We start from the raw sequence: 14,957 nt of genomic DNA, 5'->3' as shown, positions 1-14,957 counted from the left end.
GTCGGGCAACGCCTTCACCCAGTTACGAGACGTCCCTAAGCTCCGCAATCAGGGCACGCTCCTCGATCCGAAGTCGATAGATGAGGGCGATCGAGATTACGACCACCGCACCGGCAGTGCCGACCCAGTTCCCCAACATCAGGCCGCACCCGGCGACGGCGAGCAGCAGGCCCGTGTAACTCGGGTGCCGCAGCACCCGGTACGGACCGCTATCCACGACGGGCTGGTCTTCACTGGTCGTCACTACAACGGTGAAGTATTTCCCTAAGGTCACGAAGGCCCACCAACGCAGCAGCAGGCCGAGCCACCCGATCACCACCCCGAGCGCGAACAGCCACGGGCCGCCGATCGTGGCGCCGGGTGTGACCGCTCGTCCGGCAGGTAGCAGCAGGATTCCACCGAAGAACATCGCCCGGAACAGCATCTCCGCACGCAGATTGATACGGGTCGCGCCGTGCCGTACGCGGAGCGCCCGCGAAACCTCGCCCACCACGAAGGCGCCGACGCTCGCGGCTAGGACGATGCGAGCCCAGGCGGAGTGTTCTCCATACGGCGCGAGCACACGGGGATTATCGCCTGGTCCCCGAGGTGCGGCCATACACACCCCCGCGACAGCGGGCGTACGCGACCCGTTCGCCCGGTGCGGGAAGTCCGTACTCTCATGCCGCGGACCGCGCTCCCGGCTGCCGGCGATAGCCGCTCACCTCCAATGTCGGGCGCGTCGCTTGTGTGCGGCTGACGCGGTGCCGATGCTCATCGAGACCCGTCGGTCTTGTCGCGGAGGCGGCGCGAGGTGCAACGGCAGGAGACCGAGCGGGATGAAGCCGGCCACGATTCTTGTTCAGACCGGTCAGGCAAAATCGGCCGCCGTCATGCCGGCCGGATGATTTGGTGGCCACTGCACGAGCTGGATCCTGACTGTGTGCAGGTGGCACGACCGACCAGGTATAAGGCGCCGTTCGAGCAGCTCTAATCACATATTCAGATCTCGAAGTAGGGCTCGTGGTGGAGTGGTTTCCGTCGTTCGTGGCTCGTTGAGGGTGGTGATCACTCATACGGGTCAGAGCCGGGCTGGCGAGTGTCGCGAATGCCGGTGATCTCGGCGGCGGTTGGGGTTCGGCAGGCTGTGCAGCCGGACGTCGTCGGCGGTGATCTGCGTGATGCCGCGATTGAGTCGGACGGTGACGCGCCTGCCAGCGAGGTGGCAGCCGACGGGGTGTTGCCGGCCGGCGAGGCTGATTAGGCCGGTGCTGTCGACGAGTCTCGATCGGGACGCCCGTATGGCCGGGTCGGGTGATGATCGGTGGCGGCCCGACTGGTTGGCCGTCGTCGGGGAGGAGGTGGCGCAGGCCGATGGCGTGAGCCGGGACGGCACGGTCTTGAGCTGGACGCCGTCGGTGAGCAGATGAAACGGCGGGCACGTCTGCTACCCGAGGGCTGGCGCGGACAGCGGGAAGCCCATGGGGTCGCCGAGGACTACGGCGCCGAGGAGGATCGCGCAGCTCATCGTCGTCGCCACTGTTGGCCCCCTACAAGGCTGATCCCGCGGAGCGTCAGCCCAGTGCAGCTTCGCCCGCGTGGACGGCACGCACGGCGCGCTCGACAGTCTCCTGGTTTTCGCCGACGGGAGCCACGTACCCGATGACGTCGCGCGCAGCGTCCTCCCCGAGGATTCGGGTGATCACCCACGTGGCGAGATACTGGGACGCCAGGCACCCGCCCGCCGTAGCGATGTTCCCCTCGGCGTGGAACGGCGCGTTCAGCACGGTGACGTCGCAGGCTTCGACAAAGGGCCGGCTCTTCAGGTCTGTGCACGCCGGCATGCCGTCGAGCAACCCGAGCCGGGCGAGCACCAGCGCTCCGGAGCACTGCGCGCCGATCAGCTGTCGCGAAGGGTCCAGCGGCAACCTGGAGAGCATCCGTTCGTCGGCGACCACGTCTCGCGCCTTCACTCCGCTGCCGATCAGCACGACTTCGGCTTCGGTCACGAACTCCATCGGGCGCTGCCCGGCCACCTCGACGCCGTTCATCGACGTGACCACCGGCGTCGGCGTCGTAATGAAGGCTTCCAAGCCGTCCTTACGGCATCGGTTGACCAGCGCGGAGGCGATGAAGCTGTCGAGTTCGTTGAACCCGTCGAAGGTGACCACGGCTACCTGCATCACTACTCCTTCAAGTACGGGCAACGGATCTGCAGTTTCCCCTGGCGTGCCTTTCCCAGGCGAGAGCCAATCAGCGGCGGGTGGCACGCCTACTGCCGCTCCGCGTTCCTGACCCAGCACCCCTCCTCCCCGACATACTCAGAGACCTCAATAAGAGGGTGGCCGGAGCGCTGGAAGACGCTTGGCCTGTGGTTGGCGGTGAGCGAGCGTCGCGGTCAGCAACGGCCAGCCCATGGCCCGGCGAAGACTGGCGGGTCCAGGTTGAGATCGTTGCTTGTCAGCACACCCGCCGGCCGGCGCCGGAACAGGCACAAGCTCTACGAGTGCTCGAACAGGGCCGCGGGGCGTGCTTGGGATCCGGCGAAGCGCCACGGCCGGGCGGAGTCAGTTCGTACGATCGGCAGCGACCATCGGGCGCCGATCCGTCCGGCGGCCCGGGGCCCTGCGCTGGTTGCCCGTGGATCCCACCGCCCGCGGCTCGGGTTGCGCAACGGAGAGGAGCACGTGGGTGAACGCCTCGTTCGAGACCCTGCGTACCGAGCTGAGCGATGGCGTCCTGACGGCGACGCTGGACGCGCCGCCGATCAACATGATCGGCCCGGAGTTGGTACGGGACCTGGTCACGCTGCTCGGCCGGCTGGCCAAGACCACCGAGGTGCGGGTAGTCGTCTTCGACAGCGCCGACCCGGACTTCTTCATCGCTCACGTCGATCTGACCAAGGTGACCGAGTACTCGGCAGAAGCGGCCAAGGCGGGCGGAGGACCGCAGGACGCCTTTCTCGGCATGGTGCTACGCAAGCTGAGCGAGGTGCCGGTCGTCACGATCGCGAAGCTGCGAGGACGGGCTCGGGGCGCGGGCAGCGAGTTCGTGCTCGCGTGCGACATGTGCTTCGCGGCGCGGGAGAACGCGCTGCTCGGCCAGCCCGAGTGCGGGTTTGGCGTGGCACCCGGGGCTGGTGGCGTACAGCACTTGGCGCGCCTGCTCGGCCGGGGGCGGGCCATGGAGGTGATCCTCGGCGCGCAGGACGCGGACGCTGATCTCGCAGAGCGGTATGGGTGGATCAACCGGGCACTGCCTGACGCCGAGCTCGATGAGTTCGTGGCCGGGCTGGCCCGAAGGATCGCGTCCTTTCCCTCGGCGGCGATACAGGCCACGAAGCAGGCGATCAACGAGCTGACGCTGCCGCCGGCCGACGCTGTACGCGCCGACGGCCGCCGGTTCCAGGAGTTGGTCGCCGCCCCGCAGGTGCAGGACCGGTCGAAGGAGTTGTTCGGCCGGGGCTTTCAGACCCGGGCCCGCTGGAGCTGGACCTCGGCGCACGGATCGCCGAGTTGCCGGCCACAGGCTAAGCGCCGCCTTTGAATGGCGCGCAGTGGTTAGGCGCTACGGTCCGGTGACCGGAGGCCAAGCGTGTTCGCGCCTTCGTGGGTCGCGATGCCTCCGGTCAGCCAGACGACAGCGGGGCCCGGCCCGGAAATCGCCAGGGCGACTCAGGGGCGGGCGTCGAGCATTCGGTCGAGGGCCACGGCCGTGCCGATCAGGGAGAGGTGGCTGAACGCCTGCGGGAAGTTGCCGGTCTGCTCGCCGGTGGGGGCGATTTCCTCGGAGTAGAGGCCGAGAGGGCTGCTGTAGGTGAGCATCTTCTCGAAGGTCAGCGTTGCGTCGTCGAGCCGTCCGGACAGTGCGAGAGCCTGCACGTACCAGAACGTGCACATGGTGAAGGTGCTCTCCTGGCCGGGCAGGCCGTCGGGTGAGGCGTTCGGGTCGTATCGGTAGACCAGGCTGTCGGAGACGAGTTCGGCATCCATGGCCCGCAGGGTTGACTGCCACATCGGGTCGGTCGGTGCGATGAGTCCCGAGGAGGGCATGGTGAGCAGTGCCGCGTCCAGGATGTCGGTCGCGTAGTGCTGCACGAAGGTGCCGCGTCCCGGGTGGAACCCACGGGACATGATCTGTCCGTAGATCTGGTTTCGGGTACGCAACCACCGGTCGGTGTCGGCGGGTCGTCCGCGTTGATGTGCGAGGCGGACAGCCCGGTCGAGAGCAACCCAGGACATCAGGCGCCCGTAGGTGAAGTCCTGGCGGCCGCCCCGGGTTTCCCAGATCCCGTCCTCGGGCTGGTCCCAGTGCTCGCAGAGCCAGTCCACAAGCCGTACCGTGTTCATCCACCCCTGGTGCGTGGTTTGCAGGCCGTGACTGTCGCCGACGTGAAGGGCGTTGAGCGCCTCGCCGTAGATGTCGAGTTGCAACTGGTCGGCCGCACCGTTGCCCACCCGCACGGGTGCTGATCTGCGGTATCCCTCGAAGTGGTCGAGAATCTCCTCGGTGAGATCGGGTGAGCCGTCGACGCGGTACATAATCTGCAGCGGCACCTCCCGGTCCTCGGCCTCCCGGATCCGGTCGCCTAACCATTGCCCGTACTGCCACGCCTCGTCGGTGAAGCCCAAGCCGAGCAGCGTGTGCACAGACAGTGACGCATCGCGAACCCAGGTGTAGCGGTAGTCCCAGTTGCGCTCCCCGCCGATCCGCTCAGGCAGCCCGGCGGTGGGGGCGGCGATCAGCCCTCCGGTCGGCGCGTACGTCATGAGCTTGAGGGTTATCGCCGACCGCTCGACCATCTCCCGCCATCGGCCGGTGTACTGGGAGCGGCCCAGCCAGCGCCGCCAGAAGTCGCGGGTCTGCACCAGCATGTCCCGCACCTCGCCTGGGGTGAAGAAGCGAGGCCGGTCAGGCGACACTCCTGTTTCCAGGACCACACCCGCCATTTCGCCCGCGCCCAAGGTAGTGATCCCCCACGTGCCGCCCTCCTCGCTCCGCTGGATTTCCTGCTCGCCTGGCCGAGTTTCGGGGTATCGCACCATACTCAGGGCGAGGGAGAGCGCAGGACTGCGGAAAACGTGCCCCGCGGGGTACTCGTCGACCTCGTGCGGATCCCGCCCGTAGTTGAAGCGGGGTTGGCAGTCGATTCGGAACTGCATGGTGCCTCGGACCATTCGCAGCAACCGCACCAGGCGGTGGCGGTCGGTAGGCTGATTTCCTGAGACGGGCATGAAATCCACGAGTTCACCCACGCCGTCCGCACTGAGAAACCTGGTAATCAGGATCGGCGTGCCGGGCAGGTACAACTGCTTGCTTACGTACTCGACGCCCTCCGGCGACACCTTGAAGCGCCCGCCCTTACGCCGATCGAGCAGCCCACCGAAGATGCTCGGCGAGTCAAAGCGAGGCGCGCAGAACCAGTCCAGCGTCCCGTCCGTGGCCACCAGCGCCGCGGTCTGCAGATCACCGATCAATCCGTGGGCCTCTACCGCAGGGTACGAATCCACGAGCCCTCCCCACCTCGTCTCACCGACGGCGGGACCACCCTAACCGGGCGAAACGCGCATCACCGCTCGTAACACACCGAAGCAACCTCACCTGGTTCCTCGACGTGCATGGCGATACTGAGAACTGCTCCCGATGGCACCCAGGCAGGGATTCCGGAGGTCAGGCTTCTCAGCCACGCATCCGTCAGTGAGGCCAAATGCGGGCCTCTGCTACGGGAGTCTCACGCGAGCGAGTTACCCCACTTGCCGGGACGCGATCCCGTCGGCGGTAGGCAAGCGATGAGGCGACAATCCGTTCGATTCAGGCAGGTGACCGGCCTTGAGCATCGCTGGAGGATGGGTCAGGCGGCGGTTCGGTGCGGACCTTTCCACCCCGCTACGGGTCTCGTCCCGGATCGGGCGGCACCGCTTCGATGCCCTTGCCGGCGGGGCCGTCGAGCTTCCCGTCCTCGTAGCTGACCGTCCGATGTCTGCGGACGCGTCCGCCAGTGGCCCCCGTACGGCCACCCGCCGGCAATCTTGGTCCCAAGAATCGGTGGTGATCATTCACTACCCTGAAGGGACTGTCGGATGCCCCCTCTTCACCGGCGTGCATTTCTCGGGCTGACCGGCGCGGCCGGCGCGGGTGTTGCCGCCGCTATCGCCGGCTTCTCCTCGGCACCGGCGTGGGCCGACCCCAGTTTCGCTGACAACCCGTTCACTCTGGGCGTCGCCTCCGGCGACCCGTTCCACGACGGGGTGGTGCTGTGGACCCGGCTGGCGCCGGACCCGCTCGCCCTCGACGGGTCGGGCGGCATCCCGCCCCGGGTCGTCCCAGTGCAATGGCAGGTGGCCGAGGACGAGCACTTCCGGCAGGTGATCCGCGCCGGCGCGGAGCCAGCCACGCCGGAGCTGGGCCACTCGGTGCACGCCGAGGTCACCGGCCTGCGCCCTGATCGCGAGTACTACTACCGTTTCCGGGTCGGTACGCAGCTCAGCCCCGTCGGGCGGACCCGCACCGCGCCTGCCTACGACGCGGACCGGCGCCGGCTCGCCTTCGGCTTCGTGTCCTGCCAGAACCTGCCGGCCGGGCACTTCAGCGCCTACCGTCACCTCGCCGAGGAGGACCTGGACTTGGTCCTGCACTTGGGCGACTACATCTACGAGGGCCCCGGGGCCAGCGCGATCGGCCGCCCCCACCTACCCGCCGCTGAGATCTTCTCGCTCACCGACTACCGGATCCGGCACGCCCAGTACAAGACCGACCCGGACTTGCAACTGGCACACGCCCGGTTTCCGTGGGCGGTCACCTGGGACGACCACGAGGTGGAGAACAACTACGCCGACGGGACCTCGGAGGACCCGAAACAGTCACAGGAGAGCTTCCACCAGCGCCGCGCGGTCGCGTACCAGGCGTACTACGAGCACATGCCGCTGCGCCGGATGAGCATCCCGCAGGGACCGGACATGCGGCTGTACCGGCGACTCCGCTACGCCAACCTCGCCGAGTTCAACATCCTCGACGGCCGGCAGTACCGCTCCGACCAGGTGCCGGCGGGCACGGACGACCCGTCGAGGACCATGCTCGGCGGCGCCCAGGAGAAGTGGCTGCTCGACGGCCTGGCCGCCTCGACAGCCCGATGGAACGTGCTGGGCAACCAGACCGTGATTGCCGAGGCCGACCGGGACCCCGGCCCGGGCAAGCGGCTGTCGGACGACAACTGGAACGGCTACCCGGCGGCCCGGCAGCGCCTCTTCGACGGTGTGGTCGAGCGCGGCGTGGAGAACATGGTCGTCGTCACCGGGGACGCGCACTGCAGCATGGTCGCCGACCTGAAGCAGAACTTCGACGACCAATCGTCTCGTACCGTCGGGGTGGAGTTCCTCGGCACCTCAATCACCTCTGGTGGCAACGGCGCGGACATGGACGTGCGGGGCACCGAATGGCTCGCCAGCAACCCCCACATGCGGTTCTACAACGGCCGGCGCGGATACGTCCGCTGCCAGCTCGACCAGCAGCAGTGGCGCACCGACTATCGCGTCGTGCCGTACGTCACCGACCCAGGCGCCCCGGTTTCCACCCGGGCGAGCTTCGTGGTCGAGAACGGCCGGCCGGGCGTCCAGGTCGACGCTGCCTGAGCGCCGGGCCGGGGCCGGGTCGCCGCCCTGGCCCCGGCCCGGCGCCCGGGCGGCGCTCGCACCGCCGGGGCCGGGAGGGCGGGTTTAGGTTGCCGCCGCGGGTGAAGGCGCCCGCCGTCGGCGAGCGGCGATGGATTGCCTCTCTTGACACCGTCTGCCCGGCACCGTGGGCTCGCGCGGCCGGCCCTCTTGGAGCAGGGGCAGCAGCGCCCACAAGAGGGTCGCTGGTCGCTGCACCAGTTGATGTGCGCTGGCGAAGCGGTACTGGGCGAGCGGGCCGAGCAGCCGCATATCAAGGAGGCCCTGCCGGCAGAGGGGGCCGTCCAGGCCTGAGCCGGGACGGCCCTCTCGATCGTCAGTGACGAGCGGGGCGACCATGATCAGGAAGTTGCCGGGCGGTGCCGGACGAACAGCACCGTCGGGATCACCATGGCGAGCAGGACGACGCCGCCGACGAGCCAGCCGAGGTGAAGGGCGTCGGTGAAGGCCCGCGGCACGGCCAGGGAGAGCGTGTGTGCCAGCGGGGCGGGGAGTTGACCGGTGCTGCCGCCGTGCGTGGCTCCCGCGACGACCGCTTCGGCCGTGCCGGACGGCACTCCGGCCGTCGTGAGCTGCTCTTGCAGGTAGTTCGGGAAGCGGGTCGTCGCGAGGGTGCCGAGGATGCTCGGGCCGAGCACGCTGCCCAGCTGGCGGAACATGTTGACCGAGCCGGCGGCCATGCCGGCCTGCAGCGGTGGCACGCTGTTGACGGCGGCGGCGGTCGACGGGGCCACCAGCAGCGCCGAGCCGACGCCGGCGACGAGCAGCCCGGGCCACATCGCCCCGTACCCGCTGAATGGGCCGACCATCAGCAGCGCGAGGGCCCCGGCGCCCATGAGGACGAGCCCCGCGGCGAGCACGGGGGCGATGCCGACTCGGCGGGCCAGGCGTCCGGCGAATGCGCTGACGACGATGTAGGGGACGAACATGGGCAGCACCTTCACCCCGGTCTCCAGGGCGCTCGCGTGGGCGATCCGTTCCAGGTAGAGGACGGTGAGCAGTGAAATGCCGACGAAGCCGAACATGGTGACGGCGCCGATGCTCATCACGGTCGTGAACGAGGCACTCTTGAACAGCCGCAGGTCCAGCATGGGGTCGTGATGGCGGAGTTCGAGCCGGACGAAGGCCACCAGCGAGACGGCGAAGACCACGTAAGCCACGATGATCGGGGGCCGGCCGTAGCCGCTGGCGCCACCCTGGATGATCGCGTAGGTCGCCGACGCGATCGCGATGGTGCCCAGCAGCACGCCTGCGGGATCGAGTCGCCGGGCCGGGTGCTTGCTCTCTGCCACGAACAGCGGAGCGAGCGCGAGGGCGAGGACCCCGAGGAGGAGGTTGGTGAGGTAGACCGCGTGCCAGGAGGCCTGGTCCAAGAACGCGCCCGCCACCAGCGGTCCGATTGCCAGCCCGAGGCCTGCGCAGCTGGCCCAGACGCTGATGGCGCCGGCCCGCTCGTGGTGGTCGGTGAAGGCGTGACTCACGATCGACAGGCTCGACGGCAACACGGCCGCGGCGCCGACGCCCATCACGGCCTGGGCCGCGATGAGCAGACCGGCGTTCGGCGCGGCGAAGGCGAGCGCGCTGCCGAGCGTGAACAGAGCGACGCCGTAGCAGAAGACCCGCCGCCGCCCGAGCAGGTCGCTCAGCGTGCCGGCGGCGAGGACCAGGCTCACCACGGCGAGGCTGAAGGCGCTGCTCACCCAGACCAGCGTGCTGGCGGAGATGTGCAGGTCGTCCTGGATCGGCAGCAGCGCCGAGATGGTCGACGACACGTTGACGAAGGTCATCATCACGCCCAGGCAGACGACGAAGAGGGCGAGCCATCGTCGCCGTACCTCGGTCGCGGGCGCCGGGCGGGGCTCTGCGGCGGTGCTAGGCTGGCTAGTGGAAACCATAGCCAGAACGGTAGCACCCCTGGCTATGCAAACGCCTAGCCAGATGGGGTGTGGTAGCCGTGACACAGCCAGCCGGGCCGGCCGGGCCCAACACCGACGCCGTCATCGCCTTGACCGGCCGCTTCGCCGATCGCGACGCGTGGCAGGCCGAGGGCTGGTGCCGCATCGAGCACGCGCTGGAGCTGATCGGCACCCGGTCGGCGATGATTCTGATGCGCGAGATCTACTACGGCGGACGACGCTTCGACGAACTGGCCCGGCGTACCGGCCTGACCGAGGCGGTGGCCGCCAAGCGGCTCAAACAACTTGTCTCCGACGGTCTGCTGCAGCGACGGCCTTACCAGGACCCGGGCAAGCGGACCAGGTACGAGTACGTCCTCACCGAACTGGGACGAGAGCTCTTCCCCGTGCTCGTTGCTCTGATCCAGTGGGGGGAGCGGCTCGGCCGGGAGGGCGGCGTCGAACTCGTGCACGCCGGCTGCGGGAGACCGCTCGGCGTCGTGGTGAAGTGCGCACAGGGGCACGAGGTGGCGCTACCCGACACGGCCGCCCGGCTGGTGACGGACGGCACCACCGACCTCCCGTAACTGAGCATTCCTCTCCGCCGACGAACCCCGCTGCGGCGTGCGCAGGAACTTGTAGTTGTGGCTACAGGTCCGGTAGCCGAGCTGACGTTGTCCGCCATGCCGTCGTTCCTCGTCCGAACGGCGTCCCGTGAGAACTCGACGCCGGGCGGCTCCTCAACCAATGGGAGTTGCCACATGCTCCCCGCGAAACCCTATGTACAGCAGAATGCCGGACATCGCGGTGAGGACGGGCGCAACGGCGAATCCGGTAGCCAATCCGCGGTGGTCGGCGACGAAGCCCAGCAGGAACGGAGCCGCCAGGACCAGGATCCCGCCGAGGAGTTGGGTGAGGGCGTTGGCGGCGTCGGTGTTTCCCGGCGCCGCAGCCATTGTCAGCGCTAGGGCCAGGGGGAACTGGTTGGCGATGCCCAGGCCGGCGACGAAGAGGCCGAGCAGCGCGAGAGGGGCGTCATCGGCGAGCCACAGCGCGATCAGACCGGCGAGGGTCACCGCCAGCGACAGTGCGAGCAGAGCGGCCGTCCGCCCGGGACGCCGGGTCAGGGCAGCGCCCGCGACACGCCCGAGCAGGATGCCGGCGTAGAACAGTGTCATGGCCGCCGCCGCCGCGGTGACGGACAGCCCGCTGGCCGCCGTCAGCAGTTCGGTGCCGAAGTACACGACGGCGAATTCGACCCCGATGCCCACCGCGACGAGAAGGGACAGCGCCCGACAGGCGCCAGACAGCTTGGTTCCGCCCGTGCCTGTCGTGTCGAGCGGGCGGATGGACGGGGTCGGCAGGGGCTGGTGCCGGTACACGACGGTAAGAACGATCATGGCGACGGCCGGAAGCGCCATCGCGGTACGCCACGTGGACGTGGTCGCCTGGCTCAGGCCGAGAGCCAGCGGCGCGACAACAGCGCAGATCCCCGCGCCGATGTTCATCTCGACCAAGGCCTGATCGCGGCGTGGGCCGTGACGGTCGGCGAGCACCGATTGCGTGGTGGTCTGGACGGTGGTGCCGGCGAGACCCATGATCACGGCACCGAGCAGGGTGATGGGCAGGGACCGGGTCAGCGTGAACAAGGCGGCGCCGCTGATGGTCACCAGGGCGGACCACGCCAACAGAGGCCGCCGGCCGAGCGCCGCTGCCATCGGAGCGAAGACGACGCCCGCCAGAATCGAGCCAGCCGCCCAGACCGCCGAGTAGACGCTGATCATCGTGTACGAGAAGCCGAGTTCCGTGCGCAGCAGAGCCAGCGCCGGCCCGAAGGCGTACAGCCAGAAGGTGTAGGCGCCAAGAGCGCTGTACGACAACCACGTCGTCCCGTCCCGCGTGAACGGTTCACTACCGGCAACCGCCGAAGATCGTGCTGACTCCTGAACCATGACGTCCCAGCTACCTCCTGCCCCTCGACCGCCTACGCGGTCATGTCCTGAAGCGATCGCGGTCCGGGCGCCCCGGATTCGGGCCGTAGCCGCACAAGTTGCAGTGAACCGGCACTGCCTTGTCGAGAACGACGGCGAGTGTTCAGGTATGCGGCTCCCCGTGCTGTACGGTCCACTGCACGGCGCGCCGGTTCATGTCCTCCGCCGACAGGTCTTCCTGTTGCGTCGCCAGGGACCAGCGGTGCCCGAAGGGATCGATCACCTGCGCGTAGCGGTCGCCCCAGAAGGCGTCCGTCGGCTCCATCTCCGCCACCGCGCCCACGGCGACGGCCTGAGCGAACGCCGCGTCGACATCGGCTACGTAGAGGTGCAGCGCCACCGGAGAGCCGCCCAACGTCGTGGGCGAAAAGTTCCCGGCCTCCGGGAACTCGTCGTGCAGCAGCAGACGTCCGCCATGGACGAGCAGCTCACAGTGCATCACGCGACCGTCCGGCGCGTGGTTGCGCAGCAACTCGTCGGCACCGAAAGCGGCCCGGTAGAACGCCACCGCCGCGTCGGTGTCGGACACCGTCAGTTGCGGGGTGACGCCCGGGAACTCGGGCAGGGAGCCGGACATCTCATTCGTCCTCTCGTGTTGCTGTGAGCAGGGCGCGCGCGGCGTCGCTGGCGAGCAGGTCGGCCAGCCGGCGAGCCTCGGTCCGAACGGCGGCGGCGCCTTCCGGTGTGATCCGGTAGCTGCGCCGCCGTTCGGCCCGGCGGTCGGCTGCGGCGGTGTCCGACCCGGCGTCGATCTCCTCCACCAATCCATCCACGCGCATACGCTGCAACGAGCGATAGAGCGTCCCCGGACCAAGGGTGATCCCGCCGCGCGTCAGTTCCGCTACATCGGCCATCAGGGCATAGCCGTGCCGCTCCCCCTGTGTGAGGGCGAGGATCAGGGCGAACACGGCTGGCGTCAACGCTGGGGGTTGCGTCACGGGTCCTCCTGACACTCGAGACCGAGCGAGAGGCTACCTGTTCGGTCCCGCTCGCCCGTCGTCAGCTTGACTCGCCGACGACGAACCGCCACCCGTCCGGATCGGTGATCTCGACCCAGGTCGACCACGGCTCGACCTTCGGTTCGGAGACGTCGACGCCCTTCGCCGTCAATTCCGTGTACAGGGCCCGAACGTCCGGGCTCCTGAGCGTCGCAGGGGCCGGACCGCCCAGGGTCTGCTTCTCGAAGTCCGTGCCGCGGAGGAGCGCGAACGAGGTCTGCGAGCCCTTCGGCGCGACCTCCAGCCATCGTCGACCCAGAGCCATCTCGGCGTCGGTGCGCACCTCGAGGCCCAGCTTGCCAGCAGGAACAGCACGTGGTCGAGCCCGACGAGGTCCGGCAGACGCCGGTCCTGGCCGTCGTTGTCGGTCAGGGCTGTGCCGCCAAGGCCGGGGCTGGCAGGGCACAAGGCCCAGCTCGCGCATCATGGACCGCACCAGCTCCGGGCCGCAGGTGACCCCCCACGCGGCCAGGTCGGCGTGCACCCGTCGGTACCCGTAGGTGCCGTCGGACTCCTCAAAGGACACGATGATGAGGTGTTTCAGCTCCTCCCGCCGGCGGGCGGTCGCTGATTCGGGCCGGTCACGCCATTCGTAATAGCCGGATCGGGACACGCCGAGCCAAACGCACATCGCGGCAACTGACGGCCTCACAGTGGGAATGTCCTGGGCGGAACCGTGCGCGTACTCGGCGTCGATGAACTCAAACGTTTCACTCACCGATGATCCTTGGCGAAGTACGCGGCGGCTTTTTTCAGGAACTCGTTCTCCATACGCAGTTCCCGCGCTTCACGCTCCAACTGCCGCAGTCTTTCCCGCTCGCTGATGTTCAGCGCCGGCTCGTCACCGGCGTGGTCCCGACGGTACGCCGCGACCCAGTTCCCGAGCGTTCCTTCCCCGATCCCGAGTTCCCGGGCGACCTGAGCGATCGGACGAGACGTCTCGATCACCATCTTCACCGCTTCCTCACGGAATTCGGGAGAGAAATTCCTCTTCGCGCGTGGCAATAGTCTTCCTTCCAGACAGGGCAATTCTACTTTGGGGTCCCTGTCCGGAGAACCCGTGGCACCTCAACCGGAAGGGCGGCGACGCCCTGGCGCGGTGAGCGCCCCCGTGCGGCGCAACGACGCCGCGAAACCTCCACGGGCCGTTCGCAGCGGCGACCCTCACGACCTGTGGCAGCAGGCCATCCGGATCCGCCAGGAATGGCTCGACCATGCCCTGTCCACGCAGCCAGCTGACAAGTCGACCGCCGAGCGCTGCCTGACCGCCATTTACGCAAGGGCATCGCGGCCGCGACCCCGGTTCGAATGGGTCGACTCGCCGGACAAGGCGCGCCTCCTGGTCACCGGCTGGCCGACCCTCGATCAGCTCTACGAGCGCATCCGGGATCCTCGGCCGCGCGGGACACCACCGCTGGCAAGCGATCTCGCCATGATCACCTCCCAGCTACGCGGGGCGCTGAGCGCGGGCGCCACTCACACCGATCCCGAACTGTCACCCGTGCGTACGAGCAAGACAAGGGAACCATGGCCCGAACTGGCGCCGCTGCAGGCGCTCGACAGCGGCGTTCCGCTCGCTGTCGTGCTGCACCAAGGCTTACGCACGGCATTGCACCGGAGCCTCGCGCACGGGTACTACCTACCCGTGCGTGCGGCGCTCGCGGGCGACGGCCCGGTACCCGTGTGCTGGTACGGGCAGCAGGACGCGTCATGGATCGCCTACTACGACGTGCTGCATCGACTCGGCCTTGCCCGGTACGGGCCGGACGAGGCCGAACACCTCAACGCCTGGGCCGGCCTGGCCCGCTCCTGCGGCTGGTGGTGGCCCGGCGAGGACGTCTGCGTCGTGGTGGACCGGCCCCAGGCGATACGAACCGAGCCGGTCTCCGGAACAGTGCACGACCAGATCCGACTGCAACCTCGCGGCCTGCGCTACCGCGACGGCTGGCAACCACTCCTGAGCAGGTGAGCTGATCCGATTGCCGGCCGGGACGGGCACCCGCCAGTCCCGGCCGGCCCGCTCCACAACCTGCAAACCTCAGACGAAGTTCAACAGGAAAGCCGAACCCCGGCAGCCGCGCCGCCACCCGCCAAGCCGCGGCCCGTGGCAGTACTCGTGCAGTGCGCACCGGATGGCGGCTGGCGTCCTACGCGCCGGTCTCGCCCTCAAGCTCGGCCAGGATGTCGGCGGCATCCCGGCTTCCGGCGGCCGCCAACTGGCGAAGCTCGCCGAATTCCTCCTGTTCTGTCGCCGATTCGACCAGCTGGTCGAGGGCGTCTTTGCTGCCCGTATCGGCGAGACGCCGCAGTTCGGCGAGGTCGCCGGTTTCGGCGGCTTGCTCGATCAGCAGTGCGATGTCGCCGTGGCTGAACGGCAGGTTCATGCAGCTGTCCTTTCCACGGCGGTCACGACGGAGGCCGCCTCGA

14 protein-coding genes are annotated in these 14,957 nt (G+C 68.6%); 4 read left to right on the top strand and 10 right to left on the bottom strand.

All coding sequences use genetic code 11. The features are described 5' to 3' along the window. Window positions 1–22: 22 nt before the first annotated feature. Both AC0OLQ_RS16625 and AC0OLQ_RS16620 read right to left on the bottom strand, forming a co-directional pair. Window positions 23–562: a methyltransferase family protein gene (locus AC0OLQ_RS16625; RefSeq protein ID WP_484532094.1), complete on the bottom strand. Its 540-nt coding sequence runs from the start codon at window positions 560–562 to the stop codon at window positions 23–25. 991 nt (window positions 563–1,553) lie between these two features. Continuing rightward, window positions 1,554–2,162 carry a type 1 glutamine amidotransferase family protein gene (locus AC0OLQ_RS16620; protein ID WP_484532093.1) on the bottom strand — a complete coding sequence of 203 codons (609 nt, stop codon included), beginning with the start codon at window positions 2,160–2,162 and terminating at the stop codon, window positions 1,554–1,556. Between the two features lie 508 nt (window positions 2,163–2,670). On the opposite strand from AC0OLQ_RS16620, the gene AC0OLQ_RS16615 reads away from it, so the two are divergent. Then, on the top strand, window positions 2,671–3,525 hold the full coding sequence (locus tag AC0OLQ_RS16615) for an enoyl-CoA hydratase/isomerase family protein (protein WP_484532092.1): 855 nt from the start codon (window positions 2,671–2,673) through the stop codon (window positions 3,523–3,525). A gap of 128 nt (window positions 3,526–3,653) precedes the next feature. Here the strand turns inward: AC0OLQ_RS16615 and AC0OLQ_RS16610 are convergent, their stop codons facing one another. Beyond that, a complete protein-coding gene (locus tag AC0OLQ_RS16610; protein WP_484532091.1) occupies window positions 3,654–5,489 on the bottom strand; it encodes a glycoside hydrolase family 15 protein in 1,836 nt (611 codons plus the stop codon). Between the two features lie 570 nt (window positions 5,490–6,059). Between AC0OLQ_RS16610 and AC0OLQ_RS16605 the strand changes: the two genes are divergently transcribed. Then, a complete protein-coding gene (locus AC0OLQ_RS16605) occupies window positions 6,060–7,607 on the top strand; it encodes an alkaline phosphatase D family protein (RefSeq protein ID WP_484532090.1) in 1,548 nt (515 codons plus the stop codon). A gap of 380 nt (window positions 7,608–7,987) precedes the next feature. Here the strand turns inward: AC0OLQ_RS16605 and AC0OLQ_RS16600 are convergent, their stop codons facing one another. Beyond that, window positions 7,988–9,541 (bottom strand): MFS transporter, encoded by a 1,554-nt coding sequence (locus AC0OLQ_RS16600; RefSeq protein ID WP_484532089.1) that lies wholly within the window; start codon window positions 9,539–9,541, stop codon window positions 7,988–7,990. A gap of 59 nt (window positions 9,542–9,600) precedes the next feature. On the opposite strand from AC0OLQ_RS16600, the gene AC0OLQ_RS16595 reads away from it, so the two are divergent. Next, the gene (locus tag AC0OLQ_RS16595) at window positions 9,601–10,128 is read left to right on the top strand and encodes a winged helix-turn-helix transcriptional regulator (RefSeq protein ID WP_484532088.1); all 528 of its coding nucleotides are present in this window, start codon (window positions 9,601–9,603) and stop codon (window positions 10,126–10,128) included. Between the two features lie 153 nt (window positions 10,129–10,281). On the opposite strand, the gene AC0OLQ_RS16590 is transcribed toward AC0OLQ_RS16595, so the two are convergent. From AC0OLQ_RS16590 to AC0OLQ_RS16570, 5 genes are all read right to left on the bottom strand, one after another. Continuing rightward, window positions 10,282–11,421, bottom strand: a complete 1,140-nt coding sequence (locus AC0OLQ_RS16590) for an MFS transporter (protein ID WP_484532087.1) — start codon at window positions 11,419–11,421, stop codon at window positions 10,282–10,284. 214 nt (window positions 11,422–11,635) lie between these two features. Further along, the gene (locus AC0OLQ_RS16585) at window positions 11,636–12,109 is read right to left on the bottom strand and encodes a VOC family protein (protein ID WP_484532086.1); all 474 of its coding nucleotides are present in this window, start codon (window positions 12,107–12,109) and stop codon (window positions 11,636–11,638) included. A gap of 1 nt (window position 12,110) precedes the next feature. Beyond that, window positions 12,111–12,440: a PadR family transcriptional regulator gene (locus AC0OLQ_RS16580; protein ID WP_484532085.1), complete on the bottom strand. Its 330-nt coding sequence runs from the start codon at window positions 12,438–12,440 to the stop codon at window positions 12,111–12,113. A 91-nt stretch (window positions 12,441–12,531) separates the two neighbouring features. Then, complete coding sequence (locus tag AC0OLQ_RS16575) at window positions 12,532–13,248, bottom strand: IS3 family transposase (protein WP_484532084.1); 717 nt, start codon at window positions 13,246–13,248, stop codon at window positions 12,532–12,534. Next, complete coding sequence (locus AC0OLQ_RS16570) at window positions 13,245–13,535, bottom strand: transposase (protein ID WP_484532083.1); 291 nt, start codon at window positions 13,533–13,535, stop codon at window positions 13,245–13,247. Before AC0OLQ_RS16570 ends, AC0OLQ_RS16575 begins: the two co-directional genes overlap by 4 nt. 94 nt (window positions 13,536–13,629) lie before the next feature. On the opposite strand from AC0OLQ_RS16570, the gene AC0OLQ_RS16565 reads away from it, so the two are divergent. Then, window positions 13,630–14,499: a DUF6745 domain-containing protein gene (locus AC0OLQ_RS16565; RefSeq protein WP_484532082.1), complete on the top strand. Its 870-nt coding sequence runs from the start codon at window positions 13,630–13,632 to the stop codon at window positions 14,497–14,499. A gap of 178 nt (window positions 14,500–14,677) precedes the next feature. On the opposite strand, the gene AC0OLQ_RS16560 is transcribed toward AC0OLQ_RS16565, so the two are convergent. Then, window positions 14,678–14,914, bottom strand: coding sequence for a hypothetical protein (locus AC0OLQ_RS16560; RefSeq protein ID WP_484532081.1), 237 nt, complete (start codon window positions 14,912–14,914; stop codon window positions 14,678–14,680). Window positions 14,915–14,957: the final 43 nt, after the last annotated feature.

Source organism: Micromonospora sp. Utrum1 (assembly GCF_057197805.1).
Note: the sequence above shows the minus strand (reverse complement) of the source record. Positions and strands in the feature narration are given on the sequence as shown.

Coding starts and splice junctions, on each gene's coding strand:
- AC0OLQ_RS16600 (WP_484532089.1), bottom strand. CDS start 9,541: ATGGTTTCCACTAGCCAGCCTAGCACCGCCGCAGAGCCCCGCCCGGCG.
- AC0OLQ_RS16620 (WP_484532093.1), bottom strand. CDS start 2,162: ATGCAGGTAGCCGTGGTCACCTTCGACGGGTTCAACGAACTCGACAGC.
- AC0OLQ_RS16585 (WP_484532086.1), bottom strand. CDS start 12,109: ATGTCCGGCTCCCTGCCCGAGTTCCCGGGCGTCACCCCGCAACTGACG.
- AC0OLQ_RS16605 (WP_484532090.1), top strand. CDS start 6,060: ATGCCCCCTCTTCACCGGCGTGCATTTCTCGGGCTGACCGGCGCGGCC.
- AC0OLQ_RS16560 (WP_484532081.1), bottom strand. CDS start 14,914: ATGAACCTGCCGTTCAGCCACGGCGACATCGCACTGCTGATCGAGCAA.